This is a genomic window from Streptococcus sp. 17.1 (assembly GCF_016648655.1).
Taxonomy (GTDB): Bacteria; Bacillota; Bacilli; order Lactobacillales; family Streptococcaceae; genus Streptococcus; species Streptococcus salivarius_E.
Genome location: NZ_JACLQM010000006.1, coordinates 35,739 through 54,292 on the forward strand (window position 1 = coordinate 35,739; position 18,554 = coordinate 54,292).

An 18,554-nucleotide genomic window follows, 5' to 3' on the forward strand; every position below is an offset into this window, starting at 1 on the left:
GGACTATAAATAGATAAAGGAGCATCATCATGCAAAAAAAGAATACATCTAACACTAAAAAATTAGGTCTTTTTGGACTTGTTACAGTAGCAACACTTGGAGCAACAGCCTTAGCTAATGCAGAAACTTACACAGTTCAAAAAGGTGATACCCTTTCAGCTATTGCTAAGAAGAATGGTACGACTGTAGATGAAATCGTTTCAAAAAACGGTATTCAAGATGCCAATAAGATTTCTATTGGTCAAAACTTAACAATTAATGAAACTACTGAAGAAACTACAGAACCTTCAGTTACAACAGAAGCAACTGCTGAATCAACGCAATCAGCACAATCAACAGAGTCTACACAAAGTGAAGATACTCAAGCAACCAGTACAAATCTTTCTTCTTCAGAGGCAGCTGCCAAAGAAGAAATTGCACAACGTGAGTCAAGCGGTAGCTATACAGCTCAAAATGGGCAATATTATGGACGTTACCAATTAGCATCATCATATTTGAATGGAGACTTGTCTCCTGAAAATCAAGAGAAAGTAGCAGATAATTATGTAGCAAGCCGTTATGGTTCATGGACTGCAGCTCTTGCTTTCTGGAATGCTAATGGTTGGTACTAAATCATTATTACTGACTTATGAGGAAAACTAGTAAAACCTCATACAAATAAGGGAAAAATGCCAGATTTTTGGCATTTTTTTATTAAAATGATAAATCATTGTAACATTAGACATAATACAAATAATCGGCAGTAATATTACTAAGTTATGATGAATGTAACTAGAATTAACTAGGAGGGATTTATGTTTAAAAAAAGTTATAAGGGACGCCGTATTAAATTTGCAGCGAAGAAATCATTGGCGGTACCAGTAGCAATTGTAACAAGTTTTATTGTTATTTTGGCAGTATCACTGTCTACACTAATTAATAAAGGGTTGGTTAATGCATTTTCAGATTCTGTTACTCCAGCGCCTTCAACAGCATCAACAACGTCAGAATCGACAGCAGATTTAGTGAAATCAACAGAAATTAGCTCAAGTAAAGATAATAAGGCTAATAAAGAAAAGGTTGAAGAAAGTAAGCCTCAGTCAGAAACAACAGGAGAAGCGGTAGAAGCAGCTGAAAAGTCTCAGTCAGATACTGCTACTACAAGCACTACTACAACGAGTACTGATACTACGTCGACTCAAAATACTGTAACAGCTCCTTCGGTTGCTGCAAGTGGTAGTGGGTCAGTTGCTCTCTCAAATGGTAACACTGCAGGAGAAGTTGGTTCTTATGCAGCGGCACAGATGGCAGCTGCTACTGGTGTTCCTCAGTCAACTTGGGAGTCAATTATTGCGCGTGAGTCAAATGGTGACCATACTGCAGCAAATGGTTCAGGTGCATCAGGTCTTTTTCAGACAATGCCTGGATGGGGCTCTACTGCAACGGTTGAGGATCAAATTCAATCAGCCTTGAATGCCTATAACGCACAAGGTTTGTCAGCTTGGAATTACTAATATTAATAGAAGTTGGGAGCATACTCTCAGCTTTTTAATTTGGATGTGGGTAATATGTTTTATAGAGCTTTTTGTTATTATTAGGTAGGGTATGGCCTTTTTGTTATAATAGGAATGAAAGGTATAGCAATGAAACAAATTTTTAAATCAAGAGAAAAGTTGTGGGTTTCTCTTATTATTATAGCTTTTGCTGTGTTATTGGTTACACCACAACTATTTACAAGAAAAGTCATTTTAGGTTCAGATTCCATCTTTCACTATAACAGATTCTATGAAGCTGCTATGCAACTAAAAAATGGTAACCTTTCTTACTTTTTATCTTTATATGGATTCCAACAGTCAGGCCGCATTGTCAATGCTCTTTACGGTCCTTTTTTTGCCTATTTACAAGGAGGGCTTGTTTTAATAAGTGGCACTTGGTTTCGTTATCAGATTGTGTCAAGGGTATTACTACATATACTGTCTGAGTCCTCAATGTATGCTTTGCTCAAGCAGTGTAAAGTTAAGACAACAATTGCCATGTCACTAGGTTTACTCTATGCGACAACATTCTCTATTCAATACTGGACGATGCGTCAGGGGTTCTCTAGTTGGGGAGCAGCTTTACTACCTTTTTGTTTTATTCCAGCAATTCACTATGTCTTTTATCAAAAAGTAGAACCAATTAGACTTGCCTTATCTATGGCGTTGATTTTTCAGGTTCACGTACTTAGTGCTTTGATGCTAGTGATGATGTATCTTCCTTTTTATCTTTACACTTTTGTAAAGTCTCCTATCGCAAAGAAAAAGGAAACCTTCGTGCAAGTCGTTATAGCAGTCATTCTGTTCCTCTTACTGACTGTCAATGTCTGGTTAGTACTTCTATATTTGAGAGGGACTAATCACCTTTTAGATCCATTTATAAATAGAGAAATAGGTAAGAATGGGATAGATGGAACGGCAAGATACTGGCTATATACCCCAATTTCCTTAATGGTGTTACTCATTTTACAGTTTATTTACGCTGTTTTGAATTGGAAGAAATTTGCTAAATGGAAAAAAATACTGCATTTTATTTATTTTATCTTTTTCTTCTTATCGACAGGTCTTTTTCCATGGCAGTATCTAGTAGAAAATGGAAATACATTTGCTGAATTGATTCAATTTCCATTTAGATTTTTTGTTCCTGCGACTATTTTACTTTTAGCAATTACAGGGTTAACGGTCACGCGATTTGTAAACTGGCGAAAAAGTATTGCTGTTTTACTCTTTGCCTTTGCGGGCGTTGGTCTTATTCAGAATATGATGGATACTACCGATCTTGTAAAAACTGCGGCACAAGATGGTGAACTTATTTCCATTGTTAAACATACTTACGTTGAAGGAGATTACCAGACGATAAGTCTTACCATGAATGACAGTGACTTGTCACAGTTTTTAAATTTAGTTGTCAAACCCACACCAGATTACGTACCGATTTATGGGAAAATAGGTGAGCAGAATACTTATGATCTTTATTATAAAAATATCGTTACGAATCGGAAGGCAGAGAAGATACTCGAAGATGGTTATCTTGTATTAACTTGGCAAGCTGCTGAAGGTGAGAAACTGAATCTACCAATAGTTGTCTATAAAGATTCTATCTTGACGCTAAATGGTAAAGAACTAGACAAGGATGACTATAGCTTGTCAACGATTGGGACACCGACCGTTTCATCGCAAAAAGGGCAGAATAAACTTGTGTTAAGTTATCAGGAGCCAGAATGGTTATTTGTAGCGTTAGTGATTCCAATAATAGTTCTGGGAGTAATAGGTTTACAGTGGCTTTACACAAAAATAAGTATAAAAAAGGTTGCCTAGTGGTAACCTTTTTGCATTATTCTTTAATCATGATATAATTAAGCTTGCGTGCTTTTACGCTTCAAAATCGACCTTCAAATCGATATTTGAATAACTAGACCCTTCAAGTCTATGTTAATTTTTATTTGATGGGAGGAGTTATCTATGACTGATAATTCAAAAACACGTGTTGTTGTCGGTATGAGTGGTGGCGTTGATTCATCAGTGACAGCCTTACTTTTAAAAGAGCAAGGTTATGATGTAATCGGTGTTTTCATGAAAAACTGGGATGACACAGATGAGTTTGGTGTGTGTACAGCAACCGAAGATTATAAAGATGTAGCAGCAGTAGCTGATCAGATTGGTATCCCCTATTACTCTGTCAACTTTGAAAAAGAGTACTGGGATCGTGTATTTGAGTATTTCTTAGCAGAGTACCGTGCAGGCCGTACCCCTAATCCAGACGTTATGTGTAATAAGGAAATCAAGTTTAAGGCATTCTTAGATTATGCGATGACATTGGGAGCAGATTATGTGGCTACAGGACATTACGCTCAAGTTGTTCGCGATGAAGACGGCATTGTCCATATGTTGCGTGGTGCAGATAATAATAAAGATCAAACCTACTTCCTTAGTCAACTTTCACAAGAGCAGTTGCAGAAAACGATGTTTCCCTTAGGACATCTACAAAAGCCAGAAGTTCGTGAGATTGCTGAACGTGCAGGTCTTGCAACAGCCAAGAAAAAAGATTCGACAGGAATTTGTTTTATTGGTGAGAAAAACTTTAAAGAGTTTCTTAGCCAATACTTGCCAGCTCAAAAAGGTCGTATGATGACTGTCGATGGTCGTGATATGGGGGAACATAACGGACTCATGTATTACACCATTGGTCAACGTGGGGGTATGGGTATTGGTGGTCAAAAAGGTGGCGATAATGCTCCTTGGTTTGTAGTAGGGAAAGATCTTTCTAAAAATATTCTTTACGTGGGTCAAGGTTTCCACCATGAGTCGTTGATGTCAACTTCACTTGACGCTTCAATGATTCACTTTACTCGAGATATGCCAGAAGAATTTGAAATGGAATGCACAGCAAAATTCCGTTATCGTCAACCTGATAGTAAAGTTACTGTAAAGGTTAAGGGGGATAAAGCAGAGGTTGTTTTTGCTGAACCTCAGCGTGCTATTACACCTGGTCAAGCTGTTGTTTTCTATGATGGTCAGGAATGTTTGGGCGGCGGTATTATTGACCAAGCGTATAAAGACGGAAAAGTTTGTCAGTATATCTAACTGGAGTTAAGTAATAACGATGAGTTCACAATTGTTTTTTGCATTTATGGCATTTTTCGCTATAATGAATCCAATTTCAAATCTTCCTGCTTACATGGCTTTAGTAGCAGATGATAGCCAAAAAATTTCACGAAAAATTGCTTTTAGGAGTCTTTTGATTGCCTTTGTTATTGTAACTGTTTTTATCTTTTCAGGAGATTTCATTTTTAAAGTATTTGGAATTACAATTGTTTCTTTCAGAATTGCTGGTGGAATATTAGTGGCCGTTATCGGTTATCATATGATTAATGGTAATCATTCACCTAGCTATAAAGGAATGGAGCAGCAAGCAGTAAATTCAGATCCAATGTCTATTGCTATTTCTCCTCTTGCAATGCCGCTTTTTGCAGGACCAGGAACAATTACAACTGCCTTAAGCTTGGCTAATGGAGGTTTGCGGAATCAACTAATAACCGTAGTTGCTTTTGCTATACTATGTGTAATCACTTATCTCCTACTAAGAAGTGCAAAACAAATTGCAGGCTTCTTGGGAAAAAATTTGATGAAAATTATAACGAAAATGATGGGACTTTTACTATTCTCGATAGGAATACAGATGATTATCGTCAGTGTGCAGACCTTGATCAAACAGTGATTTGCATTGACAAAACGATTTGATTTGATAAAATAACTTTAACAATAGTCATGATGGTCAAAGCTCATGGATGTTGCAGGTTTTTTGCCCTGTACTTCTTGCGAGTTTTGACTATTTTTGTGTCGTTTTAAGGGAGGAAAAAATGCAACATCAGGATTTTCGGACGAAAATTGATTCCACTGTTTTTGGTGTGAGAGCGACTGCTTTGATTGTAAAAGACAATCGCTTGTTAGTCGTAGAAGATGAGGACAGTTTTTATACAATTGGAGGTGCTATTCAAGTGGATGAAGCTACTGAAGATGCTGTGGTTCGAGAAGTAAGAGAAGAACTTGGTGTCGCATCTAGAGCTGTTCAGTTAGCTTTCATTGTTGAAAATCGCTTTGAACAAACTGGGGTCCATTATCATAATATCGAGTTCCATTATTTAGTGGACTTGCTAGAAGATGCCCCTTTAACCATGCAAGAAGAGGCGAAGCCATTACCTTGCCGGTGGCTTGCTTTAGATGACCTACATACTGTTAATCTGAAACCGGCATTTCTAAAAGCCGCCTTACCAGAATGGGACGGACAATTGCGACACATTCATCTTAAAGAGTAGGAGAAAAAATGACTTATAATTTTATAGAAGAGTACGATATTATTGTAATCGGAGCTGGTCACGCTGGTGTAGAAGCCTCCCTAGCTGCAGCCCGCATGGGATGTAAGGTTTTATTAGCGACTATTAACCTAGAGATGCTGGCATTTATGCCATGTAATCCTTCTATTGGAGGATCGGCCAAGGGTATTGTTGTCCGTGAGATTGATGCCCTCGGCGGAGAGATGGGTAAAAATATTGATAAAACTTATATTCAAATGAAAATGTTGAATACTGGTAAGGGACCTGCTGTCAGAGCTTTACGTGCACAAGCAGATAAAGCCTTGTATGCTATGACGATGAAGCATACAGTTGAGCGTCAGGAAAACTTAACTCTCCGTCAGTCAATGGTTGATGAAATTCTTGTTGAAGATGGTAAGGTAGTTGGTGTCAGAACAGCCACAAATCAAAAATACGGAGCAAAAGCGGTTATTGTAACAACAGGAACGGCTTTGCGTGGTGAAATTATCCTAGGTGAGCTCAAATATTCTTCAGGTCCTAATAATAGCCTTGCATCTGTTACATTGGCAGATAACTTGAGGGATCTTGGCCTTGAAATAGGAAGATTTAAAACGGGTACCCCTCCTCGTGTTAAGGCATCATCAATTAATTACGAAGAAACTGAAATTCAACCAGGTGATGAAAAACCAAATCATTTTTCATTCTTGTCGAAAGGTGAAGATTATCTTCAGGATCAAATACCTTGTTGGCTAACTTATACGAATCAAGAGAGCCACGATATTATCAATAATAATTTACACCGTGCACCAATGTTTTCAGGTATTGTCAAGGGTGTAGGACCTCGTTATTGTCCATCAATCGAAGATAAAATTGTCCGATTTGCCGATAAGAATCGCCATCAACTTTTCCTTGAACCTGAAGGAAGAGAGACTGAAGAAGTCTATGTGCAAGGCCTGTCAACTAGTCTTCCAGAAGATGTTCAAAAAGAGTTGATTCACTCAATTAAAGGTCTCGAGAAGGCAGAGATGATGCGAACTGGTTATGCGATTGAATATGATATCGTGCTCCCTCATCAATTACGTGCAACACTTGAAACGAAGTTAATTTCAGGTCTCTTTACAGCAGGACAGACCAACGGAACTTCTGGATACGAGGAAGCAGCAGGTCAAGGTCTAGTTGCTGGTATCAATGCAGCTCTGAAAGTCCAAGGTAAACCTGAGCTTATTCTCAAACGTAGTGATGCCTATATTGGTGTAATGATTGACGATCTTGTCACGAAAGGAACCTTGGAGCCATATCGTTTATTGACATCACGCGCAGAGTATCGTCTCATATTACGTCATGATAATGCTGACATGCGCTTGACACCTATTGGTCGAGAAGTTGGTTTGGTTGACGATGAACGTTGGAATATCTTTGAAATTAAGAAAAATCAGTTTGACAGCGAGTTGACACGTTTGTCAAAAGAAAAATTAAAACCAATTAAAGAAACGAATGAGAAAATTCAAGCTCTAGGCTTTAAGCCATTGACAGATGCCATGACAGCTAAAGAGTTTATGCGTAGACCAGAGATTGATTACGCCACAGCTACTCAGTTTGTGGGTCCAGCTGCAGAAAATTTGGACGCTAAGATTATAGAGTTGCTTGAGACTGAAATCAAGTACGAAGGTTATATCAATAAAGCTTTGGATCAAGTAGCTAAGATGAAGCGTATGGAAGAAAAGAGGATTCCCAAAAATATTGATTGGGATGCTATTGATTCTATTGCTACTGAAGCTCGTCAAAAATTTGAGAAAATCAATCCTGAGACCATTGGTCAAGCGAGTCGTATTTCAGGGGTCAATCCAGCAGATATCTCAATTCTGATGGTTTATCTTGAAGGCAATAATAAGGCCCGCAGAAAAGTAGATTAACGGTGGTAACACGTTTAAAAGCCTTTTAATTAAGGCTTTTTTATGTTATAATTGTTAGATTAAGAGGTTTTATATGAAAAGATTTCACTTTGCAACGATTCATCTTATAATGATTGGGTTAATTCTTTTTGGAATTGCTACTATTTTTGTTCGCGTACTAAAATCGGAGTCTGCCCTCATTTTTGCGCTTTTTATTATTATGGTAGTAGTTGTTGCCTTATTGCATTACCAAAAGACAACATATGAGTCCTTAGAAATAGAGCAATTAGATGAACTGAATCAGGATGTTGAAGATTCTTTGAAGACCCTTCTCGGAAAGATGCCTGTTGGGGTTATTACTTTTGATGAGAACGATCATATTGAATGGTTCAACCCCTATGCGAAGCTAGTACTTTCGGATGAAAATGGAAATTTCAATAAACAGTTGATTGCGGATTTTATTTCCCAGAAACGAAAAGGTTCGCCTTCGAATGTGATAACCGTTGGTGACAATAAATATGCCGCTTTTGTGGATTTTGACAATAAGTTGACATATTTTATTGACAATGTTTATGATCAAGATGAAAATGCTGATCCAAATATGACTCGTCCTGTTATCGGGATTATTTCAGTTGATAACTACGACGATGTGACAGGAAGTTTACCCGATGCCGATGTTTCAAAAATCAACACATTCGTGGCAGGGTTTATTTCTGAGTTTGCTAAGGCTAAGCATATTCATTATCGACGTATTGAAGGCGATCGTTTTTACTTCTTCACCAATTACAGTGTCTTGACAGAATTCATGTATCAAAAGTTTTCTGTCTTGGATGACTTTCGTCAGCAGGCTCAAGAGCGTGGTTTACCACTGACTTTGAGCATGGGAATTTCGTTCGGCACGCTTAAGCATGATCAAATCGGTCAGGTTGCCTTGCAGAATCTGAACATCGCACTAGTTCGCGGTGGAGATCAAGCTGTTGTCAAGGAAAACGATGATCACAAGGAACTTCTTTATTTTGGAGGAGGTTCTGTCTCAACAGTAAAACGTTCTCGTACAAGAACAAGGGCTATGATGACTGCAATCTCAGATAAGTTGAAAACAGTCGAAAAAGTGTTTGTTGTCGGACATAAGAATCTCGATATGGATGCCCTAGGGGCCACTGTCGGTATGGCTCATTTTGCTAGTCAAATTGTTCGAAAAAGCTATGCTGTTTACGATGATACGGCTATGAATGCAGATATTGAGCGTGCGGTCGAACGCTTAAAAGAAGATGGTCAATCACCTCTTGTTACACTTTCAGAGGCTGAAGAGTTAGTCAACCAACAGTCATTACTAATTATGGTTGACCATTCTAAAATCAATTTAACTTTGTCTAAGGATTTTTATGATCGATTTAATGAAGTTATTGTGGTAGATCATCACCGTCGAGATGACGATTTTCCTGAAAATGCTGTTTTGACCTTTATTGAAAGTGGGGCAAGCTCAGCCTGTGAATTGGTTACGGAGTTGTTGCAATTCCAAGGTGCCCCAGAACGTTTGAGTAAAATCCAAGCCTCTATCCTTATGGCAGGTATCATGCTAGATACTAAAAATTTCTCAACTCGTGTGACTAGTAGAACCTTTGATGTCGCCTCTTATCTACGTAGTTTAGGAAGTGACAGTGGAGAAATCCAAACAATCTCTGCTACTGATTTTGAAGAGTATCGACGTATCAATGAGCTAATTCTCTCAGGTGAACGTATTACAGATGATATCATTGTTGCCTCAGGTGATAATCCTAAATGTTATAATAATGTTGTGATTTCTAAGGCAGCAGATACGATGCTTGCCATGGCAGGTATTGAAGCAACTTTTGTTGTCGCTAGGACAAGCGATTCTACTGTGAATATCTCTGCTCGAAGTCATAAAACGATTAATGTACAACGTATTATGGAGAAAATGGGTGGTGGTGGCCATTTTAACTTAGCTGCCTGCCAATTGCGAGACTGTAGTGTTGCTCAAGCAAAAAATAAATTGATTGAAACTATTATGGGAGAGTTGGCTCCCAAGGAGGACTAAAATGAAAGTTATTTTCTTACAAGACGTTAAAGGTAAAGGTAAAAAAGGCGAAATTAAAGAAGTACCATCAGGTTATGCTCAAAACTTCTTGATTAAAAAGAATCTTGCTAAGGAAGCGACAAACCAAGCTATCGGTGAGTTGAAAGGCAAGCAAAAATCTGAAGAAAAACATGCAGCAGAGTTGTTGGCTGAAGCGAAGCAAGTTAAAGAGCAACTTGAAAAAGAAGAAAATCGTCTTCAATTTACTGAGAAGGTCGGACCAGACGGACGTACTTTTGGTTCAATTACAGCCAAAAAGATTGCAGAAGGACTTCAAAAACAATTTGGTATAAAAGTTGATAAACGTCATATTGAACTTGAACATCCTATTCGTGCGATTGGTCTGATTGAGGTTCCTGTAAAGCTTCATAAAGAAGTTAGCGCACAAATTAAACTTAACATCAAAAATAGTGCTGAGTAATTCGTTGACACTATAAGTAAATCTTGTAAAGGAGGGAATAATTGTGGCAGAGGCTCAAGAATTACGAGTACAACCTCATGATTTAGTAGCGGAACAGTCTGTTCTAGGGGCTATTCTCATTAACCCAGAAAAGTTGATTACAGTTCGAGAATTTATCGAAGCAGACGACTTTTACAAGTATTCCCATCGTGTCATTTTTAAAGCAATGGTAACGCTGTCGGATCGAAATGATGCCATTGATGCCACGACAGTACGTACCATTTTAGATGACCAAGATGACCTCCAAAATATAGGGGGTATTTCTTATCTTGTAGATTTGGTCAATAGTGTCCCAACATCCGCAAATGCTGAGTACTATGCTAAGATTGTGGCTGAGAAAGCCATGCTTCGACGTATTATAAATAGGCTGACAGAGACTGTCAACCAAGCATATGAGGGCGCAACGGAATCTGATGAAATTATTGCGAATGCTGAGAAAGCCTTGGTTGATGTTTCAGAGCATAGTAATCGTAGTGGTTTCCGCAAAATATCTGAAGTTCTTGACGTTAATTTTAATACCTTGGAGATGCGTTCCCAGCAAACATCAGATGTTACAGGATTACCAACAGGTTTCCGTGACCTTGACAAGATTACAACAGGTTTACACCCTGATCAATTAATTATTTTAGCAGCTCGCCCCGCAGTTGGTAAAACAGCCTTTGTGTTGAACATTGCTCAGAATGTTGGCACCAAGCAAAATAAAGCTGTTGCAGTCTTTTCATTAGAGATGGGTGCAGAAAGCTTGGTTGATCGTATGTTGGCAGCTGAAGGGATGATTGATTCTCATGCTTTACGTACAGGTCAATTGACAGAGCAAGATTGGAATAATGTTATGATTGCTCAAGGAGCACTGGCTGAGGCACCGATTTACATAGATGATACCCCTGGTATAAAGATTACTGAGATTCGTGCACGGTCCCGTAAATTGTCACAAGAAGTAGAGGGTGGTCTTGGTCTTATTGTGATTGACTACTTGCAGTTGATTACAGGTACGCGACCAGAAAATCGTCAACAAGAGGTTTCAGATATTTCAAGACAGTTAAAAATCCTGGCCAAGGAGCTCAAAGTTCCTGTAATTGCCTTGAGTCAGTTATCTCGTGGGGTTGAACAACGTCAGGACAAACGTCCAGTCTTATCTGATATCCGTGAGTCAGGATCTATCGAGCAGGATGCCGATATTGTCGCCTTCTTGTATCGTGATGATTACTACCGAAAAGAGGGTGAAGAACCAGAAAATGCGATTGAAGATAATACCATCGAAGTTATCCTAGAAAAAAATCGTGCTGGTGCGCGTGGAACAGTCAAGTTACTATTCCAAAAAGAATACAATAAATTTTCATCGATTGCTCAGTTTGAGGAATCATAATTTTCAGATTTAAGGAGATATATATATGAGTGATGCATTTGCAGATGTTGCTAAGATGAAAAACATCAAGGAAGCTATTAAGTCACATGAAGGTCAGCTAGTAGAATTGACCCTAGAGAATGGGCGTAAACGTGAAAAGAATAAAATTGGTCGATTGACAGAAGTTTATCCATCATTGTTTATTGTTGAATATCAAGACTTCAGTTCCCAAGCAGGAGCTATTAATAATAGTTATGTTGAATCTTACACTTATTCAGATATTTTGACTGAGAAGACTCTCATTCGTTATTTGAGTCCTGAGGAACAAGCTGAAATCGAAAATAAATAAGAAAAAGCCTTTACTTGGGCTTTTTTTCGTGGTAAAATATTTAGGTATGTGAAATAATAGCAGGATAAAATGAAGCTCGTCAACAGGAAGTCGGCTAGAAAAGTAACCTTTGCTGTTTGGGCGAAGTCTTTCTGAACGAATCAGGTTTATCTAAAACGTTATTTCCTAAAAATATTTTTTATAGGAGGACATTATTAATGTCACGTTATACAGGTCCATCATGGAAACAATCACGTCGCCTTGGTTTCTCACTTACAGGCACAGGTAAAGAATTGGCACGTCGTAACTACGTACCAGGTCAACACGGTCCAAACAACCGTTCAAAACTTTCAGAATACGGTTTGCAATTGGCTGAGAAACAAAAACTTCGTTTCTCATACGGTTTGGGTGAAAAACAATTCCGTAACTTGTTCGTACAAGCTACTAAAGTTAAAGGTGGAACACTTGGTTTCAACTTTATGGTTCTTTTGGAACGTCGTCTTGACAACGTTGTTTACCGTCTTGGTCTTGCAACTACTCGTCGTCAAGCACGCCAATTCGTAAACCACGGTCACATCCTTGTTGACGGTAAACGTGTTGATATCCCTTCATACCGCGTTGAAGTTGGTCAAGTAATCTCAGTTCGTGAAAAATCAGCTAAAGTTCCTGCTATCCTTGAAGCAGTAGAAGCTACTATCGGACGTCCAGCATTTGTATCATTCGATGCTGAAAAACTTGAAGGTTCATTGACACGTCTTCCAGAACGTGATGAAATCAACCCAGAAATCAACGAAGCACTTGTCGTTGAATTCTACAACAAAATGCTTTAATTTTAAAATTCATTTTGCAAAAAGCCCGTTATTATGGGCTTTTTTGTTTGTCTTAAATCATTGATTTCTAGGTTTGTTCAGTTACAAGTTCCCTAAAGCTATTTCATAGAATGAGACGGCTTTTTGTTTTCGAATATTAAAAAGCCCCCTAGTCTGATAAAAGTGACTAAGGGATTCGTAACATGATGATAGATGATTTTGAGGTATAAATTATTTATTATCCAATCCGCCTTCAAAATCTGCTGAAACGTTTGAAACGTAGTTGGTGAAGTAGCTTTCAAAATCTTTTTTTAGTTGGTCGTACTCCTCTTCGGAGTAATCTTTATCCTCTATATAAGCCTGAAATCTAGGAATTCCCAAATCTTTTTGGAGACGTTGGATTACTTCTGTCTTTGTCATAAGAACCTCTCTTTCATTCTTTATTTTACCATATTTCAAATTGTATGAAGTAAATATATTGTTTTAAAAGTTTACTTTTGATATACTCTCAAAGTTATTTAAGAAGGAGGCTACTATGTCTATTATTACACTAATCTTAGCTGGGATTGTTGCTTTGGAGCATCTCTATATTATGTATTTGGAAACTTTTGCGACACATTCAGACACGACTAGTCGTGTTTTCAATATGAGTAAAGAAGAACTTCAACGTGATTCTGTTACACACTTATTTAAAAATCAAGGGATTTACAATGGTTTGATTGCGGTATTCCTCTTGTATGGGATTTTCACAAGTAGTCAGCTACTTGTAACTGTTTTTGTACTCAATGTTTTCTTTGCTGCTATTTATGGTGCTATAACTGCAAATAAGAAAATTATTTTAACGCAAGGTGGACCCGCAATCTTGACCTTACTTTCACTTATCATTTCCTTATTTTAAGGATTTTATTGTAAAAGAAAAAGCTGCTTTAACTGTTGAAATGGTTTGCAGCTTTTTATGCTTTTGAAGTTGTTTTATTGTGGAATAAATCGTAGAAGAAAATCTGTCATTTCTCGGGGTGATTCTTTTTTTCCTTTATTTATCCAGGCTTGACAAGCACCAAAAATAGCGTGCGCAAAATAAATACTGGCATAGTCTTTCTCAAATCCTTTTAGAGATCTTTCTTCAGCACTAGGGACAATGAAGTCCTCAGCTATCATACGCTGAAGTTTATGTATTAGAAAATCTTGAATTTCTTTTGATCCATTGGTAGACAATAGAGCTGACAGGAGTTTTTCACGAGTAAGAAATTCAAAGATTTCGAGGAAGGCTCCCTCCTTCTTTCCTTCGTATTTATCGAAGATATACTCTAGTTTATGGAAAAGCTCTTTCTGATAACTATCAATCATTTCATACTTATCTTTGTAGTGGGTATAAAAACTCGAACGGCTAATCCCAGCTGTTTGAACCAGACGAATGGTAGTAATATCATTGAAATCTTGGTTTTTTAAGCATATTACTAAAGCATCTAAAAGAGCTTTTTTAGTTTGAGCTCGCCTTTGATCTTTTGACATACAAATCTCCTTTTATACACTTTTAGACTATGTGTCCAAAAACTAATTGTTTAACATTGATTTTCATGTAAATGAGTTTATAATTGATTATATCATAAAAATAAACACAATGTCTAAAAAGGAGAAATATGTTAGCAGAATTAAAGGCGCTTCTTAAAAGTCCAAAGCTCTGGATAACTATTATTGGTGTCTCATTGATACCCGCTTTATATAATCTAATCTTTTTGTCTTCTATGTGGAATCCTTATGGTAATGTCAAACACTTACCAGTGGCAGTAGTGAACAAAGATAAGAGTGCTAGTTTCCAGAATAAGACTCTGAATATTGGTCATGATATGGTAGACAATATGTCTAAAAACAAAAATCTAGACTATCACTTTGTGACTGAAAATGAAGCCCAAAAAGGAATTGAGGATGGTGATTACTATATGGTAATCACTTTTCCAGAAAACCTCTCAAGTAATGCAGCAAGTCTTTTGACAAATGATCCTAAGAAAATGGAAATTTCTTATCAAACAACAGCAGGACATAGCTTCGTTTCTTCAAAAATGAGCGATTCTGCCATGTCTAAGTTGAAGGATACTGTTTCTAAAAATATTACATCAACTTATGTTGGAGCTGTCTTTAGGAGTATGTCTCAACTTCAGGGTGGTATGGGAACTGCAGCGAATGGGGCTAGTCAATTATATGCAGGTGCAGGCGCACTTCAGTCAGGGAGTCAGACCTTATCAAATGGCTTAGGAACTCTTGCTGGATCTACACAAACATTGGCTACAGGTGTTGATACCTTGAGTTCAGGCGCGTCTGCCTATACTTCAGGTGTGTCAACTTTGTCAGGCGCTTTGTCACAGTTAAATGCGAACTCTGAGGCTGTTAATTCTGCTGCAGGTCAATTTGTATCAGGAGCAGAGGCCATGAATACCTTAGTTACAGGTGCAGATTCGTTGTCAACAGCGCTCAGTCAAATGGCTACAGCAACAAGTTTATCTGAAGAACAGCAAGCACAGTTGTCAACCCTATCAACTAATTTAACTGATTTAAATACAGCAATTCAAAATCTTAATACAGCGGTAAGTAACACATCATTACCAAGTGGAACATCAACAACATCAGTAGATACAAGTTCAATAGCGACTTATCTTTCAAATATTTCTTCTGCAGCTAGCTCTATAGCTACAGCTAGTGCAACTGATAAAGCAAATGATTTGGCTGCGGTACAAGGAACAGCTGCTTATCAAAGCTTGACGGCAGATCAACAAGCGGAGATTACATCGGCAATTAGTAATGCAGGCTCTACAGCTAGTAGTTATGCTTCAACTATTGCATCTGATGTGTCAAGTATGTCAACTGCTTTATCTAGCTTGACAGGTACGACAACAACTAGTAGCGGAGATTCAGGTAGTTTGGCTTCTCTACAAACGTCTATTTCAGGCATTGCAAGTTCGGCGAATGCTCTTCTCCCTGTAGCTTCATCAACGGTATCATCAATGCAAGCTAATATTGCTAATGTCAATTCAGTACTTGTCAATCAATTATCACCAGGAGCAACTCAAGTGGCTTCAGGTGTATCAACCGCTCAAAATACTCTAGCAACAGGTGCAAGTGCACTTTCAACTGGTTTGTCAACTTATACTGGTGCAGTGTCAACGATTGCCAGTGGTGCTCAAACTCTAGATGCTAACAGTAGTGGTTTAATGACTGGTTTTGCTACTCTTCAGAGTGGTACAAGTGCTCTCAATACAGGTGCTCAACAATTAGCAACGGGCGGAAATACCTTAACAAATGGATTGACAAGTTTGTCAACTAACCTTTCTACATTGTCTGATTCATTAAATAAGGCTAATCAGCAATTATCTCTTGTTTCTGTAAACTCAGACAATGCAAAAATGGTTAGTGCTCCGCTTAAAGAGAAGAAAACTGATAAGGATAAGGTTGACACTAATGGTGTGGGGATGGCTCCATATATGATTTCTGTTTCTCTTATGGTTGTCGCTCTTTCAACTAATGTTATCTTTGCTAAGAGCTTGACGGGAAGAAACTTTACGAGCCGTTTTGATTGGGCTAAGAATAAGTTCTTTATCAATGGTATCATTACGACTATGTCTGCAATTGCCCTTTATATTGCCATTCGATTTGTGGGAGTTGAACCAAATCATCCATTAGCTACATTTGGTATGATTCTCCTTGCAGCATGGACTTTAATGGCGCTCGTTACAGCCCTTGTGGGTTGGGATGATAGATATGGTGCATTTGCTTCTATGATTATGCTCCTTTTGCAGCTAGGTTCTAGTGCAGGGACTTATCCAATTGAACTTAGTCCTAAGTTCTTTAAGGTCGTCCAACCATTCTTACCAATGTCCTACTCCGTATCAGGTCTTCGTCAAACTATTTCAATGACAGGACAGATCTCAGATCAAGTACGTATGTTATTCATTTTCTTACTTATTTTTGTAGTTGTAGGTATTATTATTTATAGACCAAAGTCTGAAAATGAATAAACTAAAGGCCAGCTCTAATGTGAGCTGGCTTTTTATGTTATTCAACAGTTATATCACCAAGGTCTGAGGTAATAGTTAGTGTGTTATCCTTTGAAATCTTAAGGTTATTTGTGATGTACACCTCTCCTGAATGACTATCGGCTTGAACATTGAGCGTGTAATCTTTAAGAGCTATTTCAATATCACCGGATGTAACATCAAGTTTATTGTGACCATTGAAAATCAGGTTATCTCCAGAGTAATCTCCCATTGCAATAGATAAATCTGAGTTAGTAAAAAGTGTATGATCACTATCAACACTACCAACATCAAGATTAGCTTTTAGGTTGCTGACAATCATTTTAGTAAAAGTTAGGTCCCCTACATTTAGATTGATGTCTGCTTGTTTGATGGTGCTATTACTTAAATCTAGATTTCCAGTTGCTAAATCAACCTTTAAAAAATCAATCGTTTGTTTTTTAGGGAGTGTAATGACAATGGTTTTATTTCTGACTTCCTTGTTGAGAGTAGAAAGCCTTACTAAATCTTTTAATCCGAAAAAGTTAATATGTTTGTTAGAAGTCGAATCTAATTCAGAGTTGTTATCATTGATAGTCAATTGACCATCCTTTACAGATGTGTCAATTGGATTTTTTGTTTTTTGGTAGTAAGAAAGCGTTGCTTTGTCAACGTCACCATTTTTTATAAGCACATTGTAGCTACTACTTTTAATATCAATTTTATTGAAGTCCTTAACTTCTTTCTTGACATAATCTTGCTCACTTTTAGTTTGATTTTGTAAATCTGTCAAGCCACCTTGACTATAACCCCAAGCTACTAATCCTCCTCCTAAAAATAGAGAGATAAGAGACACTCCGAGGACAATCTTTTTCCAAGTTTTCATGATTTTCTTCCTTTCTTGATGAGCCATTTAATCAATAGGGTAATTAGCTTTACAATAAGTTTACAGATTTCAAATGAAATCAAAAGTAGTAGGACTGCTCCTCCAAACATCAATAGACCTAGACCCACTCCAAACAGTGTTGAAGCTAGTGAAACATTTAAGAGAGAGAAGCTTGTAAAGAAAGTGTAAACACCACTAATGAGCAAGGCAAAAGTAAGAGCTAAGGCAGTCACTATAACTGCAAAAATAATCAAAATAAGTGTTAATAGAATAGCTAGGAAGAATAGTAGAATTGGTAAGGCGACTGGACTGGCTAAAACAGCTAGAATCGCAATCCAGAGGATAGTTGTTTTATTACGTAAGCTACTCTTTTCCTCAATAATCTTTTCGTCTAGAAGACGACTAATGACTTCATGTGCTGCTTCCTTAGGTGTACCCAATTCTGCAATAACCTGAGCTTCATTTTCAGGTCCAGCCTCTTCAAAATATTCCATGAAATATTCGAGGGCCTCTTCGTAGTCCTTTTGTGGTAATTTTCGTAGATATTTTGTTAATTTGGCTATATATTCAGTCCTTGTCATGTCTTAATCTCCCTTCTACAATACCATCCAGGGTTTCTTTATAGGTTAACCATTCTTCATTAAGAAATTGAAGTTGATTTTTTCCCTCTTGGGTAATACTGTAATATTTTCGTTTACGTCCTTGATACGCTTCGCTATAGGTGGTCATATAGCCTGCTTTTTCAAGCTTTTTTAGAATAGGATAAAGTGTTGACTCCTTGATATTAGCTGCAAGCTTTATGGTTTGACTAATCTCATAGCCATAAGAGTCTTCTCTATCGATAATAGCTAGTATTAGGAACTCTATCAGGATTGACGATGTTGGAAAATACATAGTGTGCT

The 18,554-nt window shown here is 37.6% G+C and carries 19 protein-coding genes; 14 read left to right on the plus strand and 5 right to left on the minus strand.

All coding sequences use genetic code 11. The features are described 5' to 3' along the window. Positions 1-29: 29 nt before the first annotated feature. The 12 genes from H7T99_RS05035 to rpsD all read left to right on the plus strand — a co-directional run bounded on the left by H7T99_RS05035 (position 30) and on the right by rpsD (position 12,780). Positions 30-611, plus strand: coding sequence for a LysM peptidoglycan-binding domain-containing protein (locus tag H7T99_RS05035; RefSeq protein ID WP_037602391.1), 582 nt, complete (start codon positions 30-32; stop codon positions 609-611). 183 nt (positions 612-794) lie between these two features. After that, positions 795-1,493 carry a transglycosylase SLT domain-containing protein gene (locus tag H7T99_RS05040; protein WP_037602389.1) on the plus strand — a complete coding sequence of 233 codons (699 nt, stop codon included), beginning with the start codon at positions 795-797 and terminating at the stop codon, positions 1,491-1,493. 129 nt (positions 1,494-1,622) lie between these two features. Beyond that, positions 1,623-3,332, plus strand: coding sequence for a membrane protein (locus H7T99_RS05045; protein ID WP_037602387.1), 1,710 nt, complete (start codon positions 1,623-1,625; stop codon positions 3,330-3,332). Between the two features lie 144 nt (positions 3,333-3,476). Then, on the plus strand, positions 3,477-4,598 hold the full coding sequence (gene mnmA, locus H7T99_RS05050; RefSeq protein WP_037602384.1) for a tRNA 2-thiouridine(34) synthase MnmA: 1,122 nt from the start codon (positions 3,477-3,479) through the stop codon (positions 4,596-4,598). 19 nt (positions 4,599-4,617) lie between these two features. Continuing rightward, positions 4,618-5,232 (plus strand): MarC family protein, encoded by a 615-nt coding sequence (locus H7T99_RS05055; RefSeq protein ID WP_037602382.1) that lies wholly within the window; start codon positions 4,618-4,620, stop codon positions 5,230-5,232. Positions 5,233-5,374: 142 nt separating this feature from the next. Beyond that, complete coding sequence (locus tag H7T99_RS05060; protein ID WP_037602380.1) at positions 5,375-5,830, plus strand: NUDIX hydrolase; 456 nt, start codon at positions 5,375-5,377, stop codon at positions 5,828-5,830. An 8-nt stretch (positions 5,831-5,838) separates the two neighbouring features. Beyond that, on the plus strand, positions 5,839-7,740 hold the full coding sequence (mnmG, locus tag H7T99_RS05065; protein ID WP_037602378.1) for a tRNA uridine-5-carboxymethylaminomethyl(34) synthesis enzyme MnmG: 1,902 nt from the start codon (positions 5,839-5,841) through the stop codon (positions 7,738-7,740). Between the two features lie 73 nt (positions 7,741-7,813). After that, complete coding sequence (locus tag H7T99_RS05070; RefSeq protein ID WP_037602376.1) at positions 7,814-9,778, plus strand: DHH family phosphoesterase; 1,965 nt, start codon at positions 7,814-7,816, stop codon at positions 9,776-9,778. A 1-nt stretch (position 9,779) separates the two neighbouring features. After that, on the plus strand, positions 9,780-10,238 hold the full coding sequence (gene rplI / locus H7T99_RS05075; protein WP_002885729.1) for a 50S ribosomal protein L9: 459 nt from the start codon (positions 9,780-9,782) through the stop codon (positions 10,236-10,238). Between the two features lie 43 nt (positions 10,239-10,281). Then, positions 10,282-11,643 (plus strand): replicative DNA helicase, encoded by a 1,362-nt coding sequence (gene dnaB, locus H7T99_RS05080; protein WP_002892156.1) that lies wholly within the window; start codon positions 10,282-10,284, stop codon positions 11,641-11,643. Between the two features lie 25 nt (positions 11,644-11,668). After that, entirely contained in the window at positions 11,669-11,971 is a 303-nt protein-coding gene (locus tag H7T99_RS05085; RefSeq protein ID WP_002885699.1) for a Veg family protein, read from the plus strand. 197 nt (positions 11,972-12,168) lie between these two features. After that, a complete protein-coding gene (gene rpsD, locus H7T99_RS05090; protein ID WP_002885833.1) occupies positions 12,169-12,780 on the plus strand; it encodes a 30S ribosomal protein S4 in 612 nt (203 codons plus the stop codon). 210 nt (positions 12,781-12,990) lie between these two features. On the opposite strand, the gene H7T99_RS05095 is transcribed toward rpsD, so the two are convergent. Continuing rightward, positions 12,991-13,179 (minus strand): hypothetical protein, encoded by a 189-nt coding sequence (locus tag H7T99_RS05095; protein WP_003095232.1) that lies wholly within the window; start codon positions 13,177-13,179, stop codon positions 12,991-12,993. A gap of 115 nt (positions 13,180-13,294) precedes the next feature. Between H7T99_RS05095 and H7T99_RS05100 the strand changes: the two genes are divergently transcribed. Further along, positions 13,295-13,657: a DUF1304 domain-containing protein gene (locus H7T99_RS05100; protein ID WP_037601225.1), complete on the plus strand. Its 363-nt coding sequence runs from the start codon at positions 13,295-13,297 to the stop codon at positions 13,655-13,657. A gap of 74 nt (positions 13,658-13,731) precedes the next feature. Here the strand turns inward: H7T99_RS05100 and H7T99_RS05105 are convergent, their stop codons facing one another. Then, positions 13,732-14,271, minus strand: a complete 540-nt coding sequence (locus H7T99_RS05105) for a TetR/AcrR family transcriptional regulator (RefSeq protein ID WP_037601229.1) — start codon at positions 14,269-14,271, stop codon at positions 13,732-13,734. A gap of 128 nt (positions 14,272-14,399) precedes the next feature. On the opposite strand from H7T99_RS05105, the gene H7T99_RS05110 reads away from it, so the two are divergent. Next, on the plus strand, positions 14,400-16,769 hold the full coding sequence (locus tag H7T99_RS05110) for a YhgE/Pip domain-containing protein (RefSeq protein WP_037601232.1): 2,370 nt from the start codon (positions 14,400-14,402) through the stop codon (positions 16,767-16,769). Positions 16,770-16,806: 37 nt separating this feature from the next. On the opposite strand, the gene H7T99_RS05115 is transcribed toward H7T99_RS05110, so the two are convergent. The 3 genes from H7T99_RS05115 to H7T99_RS05125 are packed head-to-tail and all read right to left on the minus strand — an operon-like array spanning position 16,807 to position 18,546. Further along, positions 16,807-17,652 (minus strand): DUF4097 family beta strand repeat-containing protein, encoded by an 846-nt coding sequence (locus H7T99_RS05115; RefSeq protein ID WP_080702561.1) that lies wholly within the window; start codon positions 17,650-17,652, stop codon positions 16,807-16,809. Continuing rightward, positions 17,649-18,233 (minus strand): DUF1700 domain-containing protein, encoded by a 585-nt coding sequence (locus H7T99_RS05120; protein WP_037601238.1) that lies wholly within the window; start codon positions 18,231-18,233, stop codon positions 17,649-17,651. Before H7T99_RS05120 ends, H7T99_RS05115 begins: the two co-directional genes overlap by 4 nt. Further along, positions 18,220-18,546 carry a PadR family transcriptional regulator gene (locus H7T99_RS05125; RefSeq protein ID WP_037601240.1) on the minus strand — a complete coding sequence of 109 codons (327 nt, stop codon included), beginning with the start codon at positions 18,544-18,546 and terminating at the stop codon, positions 18,220-18,222. The genes H7T99_RS05120 and H7T99_RS05125 overlap by 14 nt, the downstream gene beginning before the upstream one ends. Between the last annotated feature and the right edge of the window lie 8 nt (positions 18,547-18,554).

Excerpts from the sequence above, each read along its gene's own strand:
- H7T99_RS05035 (WP_037602391.1), top strand. The coding sequence starts at position 30 with ATGCAAAAAAAGAATACATCTAACACTAAAAAATTAGGTCTTTTTGGA.
- H7T99_RS05040 (WP_037602389.1), top strand. The coding sequence starts at position 795 with ATGTTTAAAAAAAGTTATAAGGGACGCCGTATTAAATTTGCAGCGAAG.
- H7T99_RS05045 (WP_037602387.1), top strand. The coding sequence starts at position 1,623 with ATGAAACAAATTTTTAAATCAAGAGAAAAGTTGTGGGTTTCTCTTATT.
- mnmA (WP_037602384.1), top strand. The coding sequence starts at position 3,477 with ATGACTGATAATTCAAAAACACGTGTTGTTGTCGGTATGAGTGGTGGC.
- H7T99_RS05055 (WP_037602382.1), top strand. The coding sequence starts at position 4,618 with ATGAGTTCACAATTGTTTTTTGCATTTATGGCATTTTTCGCTATAATG.
- H7T99_RS05060 (WP_037602380.1), top strand. The coding sequence starts at position 5,375 with ATGCAACATCAGGATTTTCGGACGAAAATTGATTCCACTGTTTTTGGT.
- mnmG (WP_037602378.1), top strand. The coding sequence starts at position 5,839 with ATGACTTATAATTTTATAGAAGAGTACGATATTATTGTAATCGGAGCT.
- H7T99_RS05070 (WP_037602376.1), top strand. The coding sequence starts at position 7,814 with ATGAAAAGATTTCACTTTGCAACGATTCATCTTATAATGATTGGGTTA.
- rplI (WP_002885729.1), top strand. The coding sequence starts at position 9,780 with ATGAAAGTTATTTTCTTACAAGACGTTAAAGGTAAAGGTAAAAAAGGC.
- H7T99_RS05085 (WP_002885699.1), top strand. The coding sequence starts at position 11,669 with ATGAGTGATGCATTTGCAGATGTTGCTAAGATGAAAAACATCAAGGAA.
- rpsD (WP_002885833.1), top strand. The coding sequence starts at position 12,169 with ATGTCACGTTATACAGGTCCATCATGGAAACAATCACGTCGCCTTGGT.
- H7T99_RS05095 (WP_003095232.1), bottom strand. The coding sequence starts at position 13,179 with ATGACAAAGACAGAAGTAATCCAACGTCTCCAAAAAGATTTGGGAATT.
- H7T99_RS05100 (WP_037601225.1), top strand. The coding sequence starts at position 13,295 with ATGTCTATTATTACACTAATCTTAGCTGGGATTGTTGCTTTGGAGCAT.
- H7T99_RS05105 (WP_037601229.1), bottom strand. The coding sequence starts at position 14,271 with ATGTCAAAAGATCAAAGGCGAGCTCAAACTAAAAAAGCTCTTTTAGAT.
- H7T99_RS05110 (WP_037601232.1), top strand. The coding sequence starts at position 14,400 with ATGTTAGCAGAATTAAAGGCGCTTCTTAAAAGTCCAAAGCTCTGGATA.
- H7T99_RS05115 (WP_080702561.1), bottom strand. The coding sequence starts at position 17,652 with ATGAAAACTTGGAAAAAGATTGTCCTCGGAGTGTCTCTTATCTCTCTA.
- H7T99_RS05120 (WP_037601238.1), bottom strand. The coding sequence starts at position 18,233 with ATGACAAGGACTGAATATATAGCCAAATTAACAAAATATCTACGAAAA.
- H7T99_RS05125 (WP_037601240.1), bottom strand. The coding sequence starts at position 18,546 with ATGTATTTTCCAACATCGTCAATCCTGATAGAGTTCCTAATACTAGCT.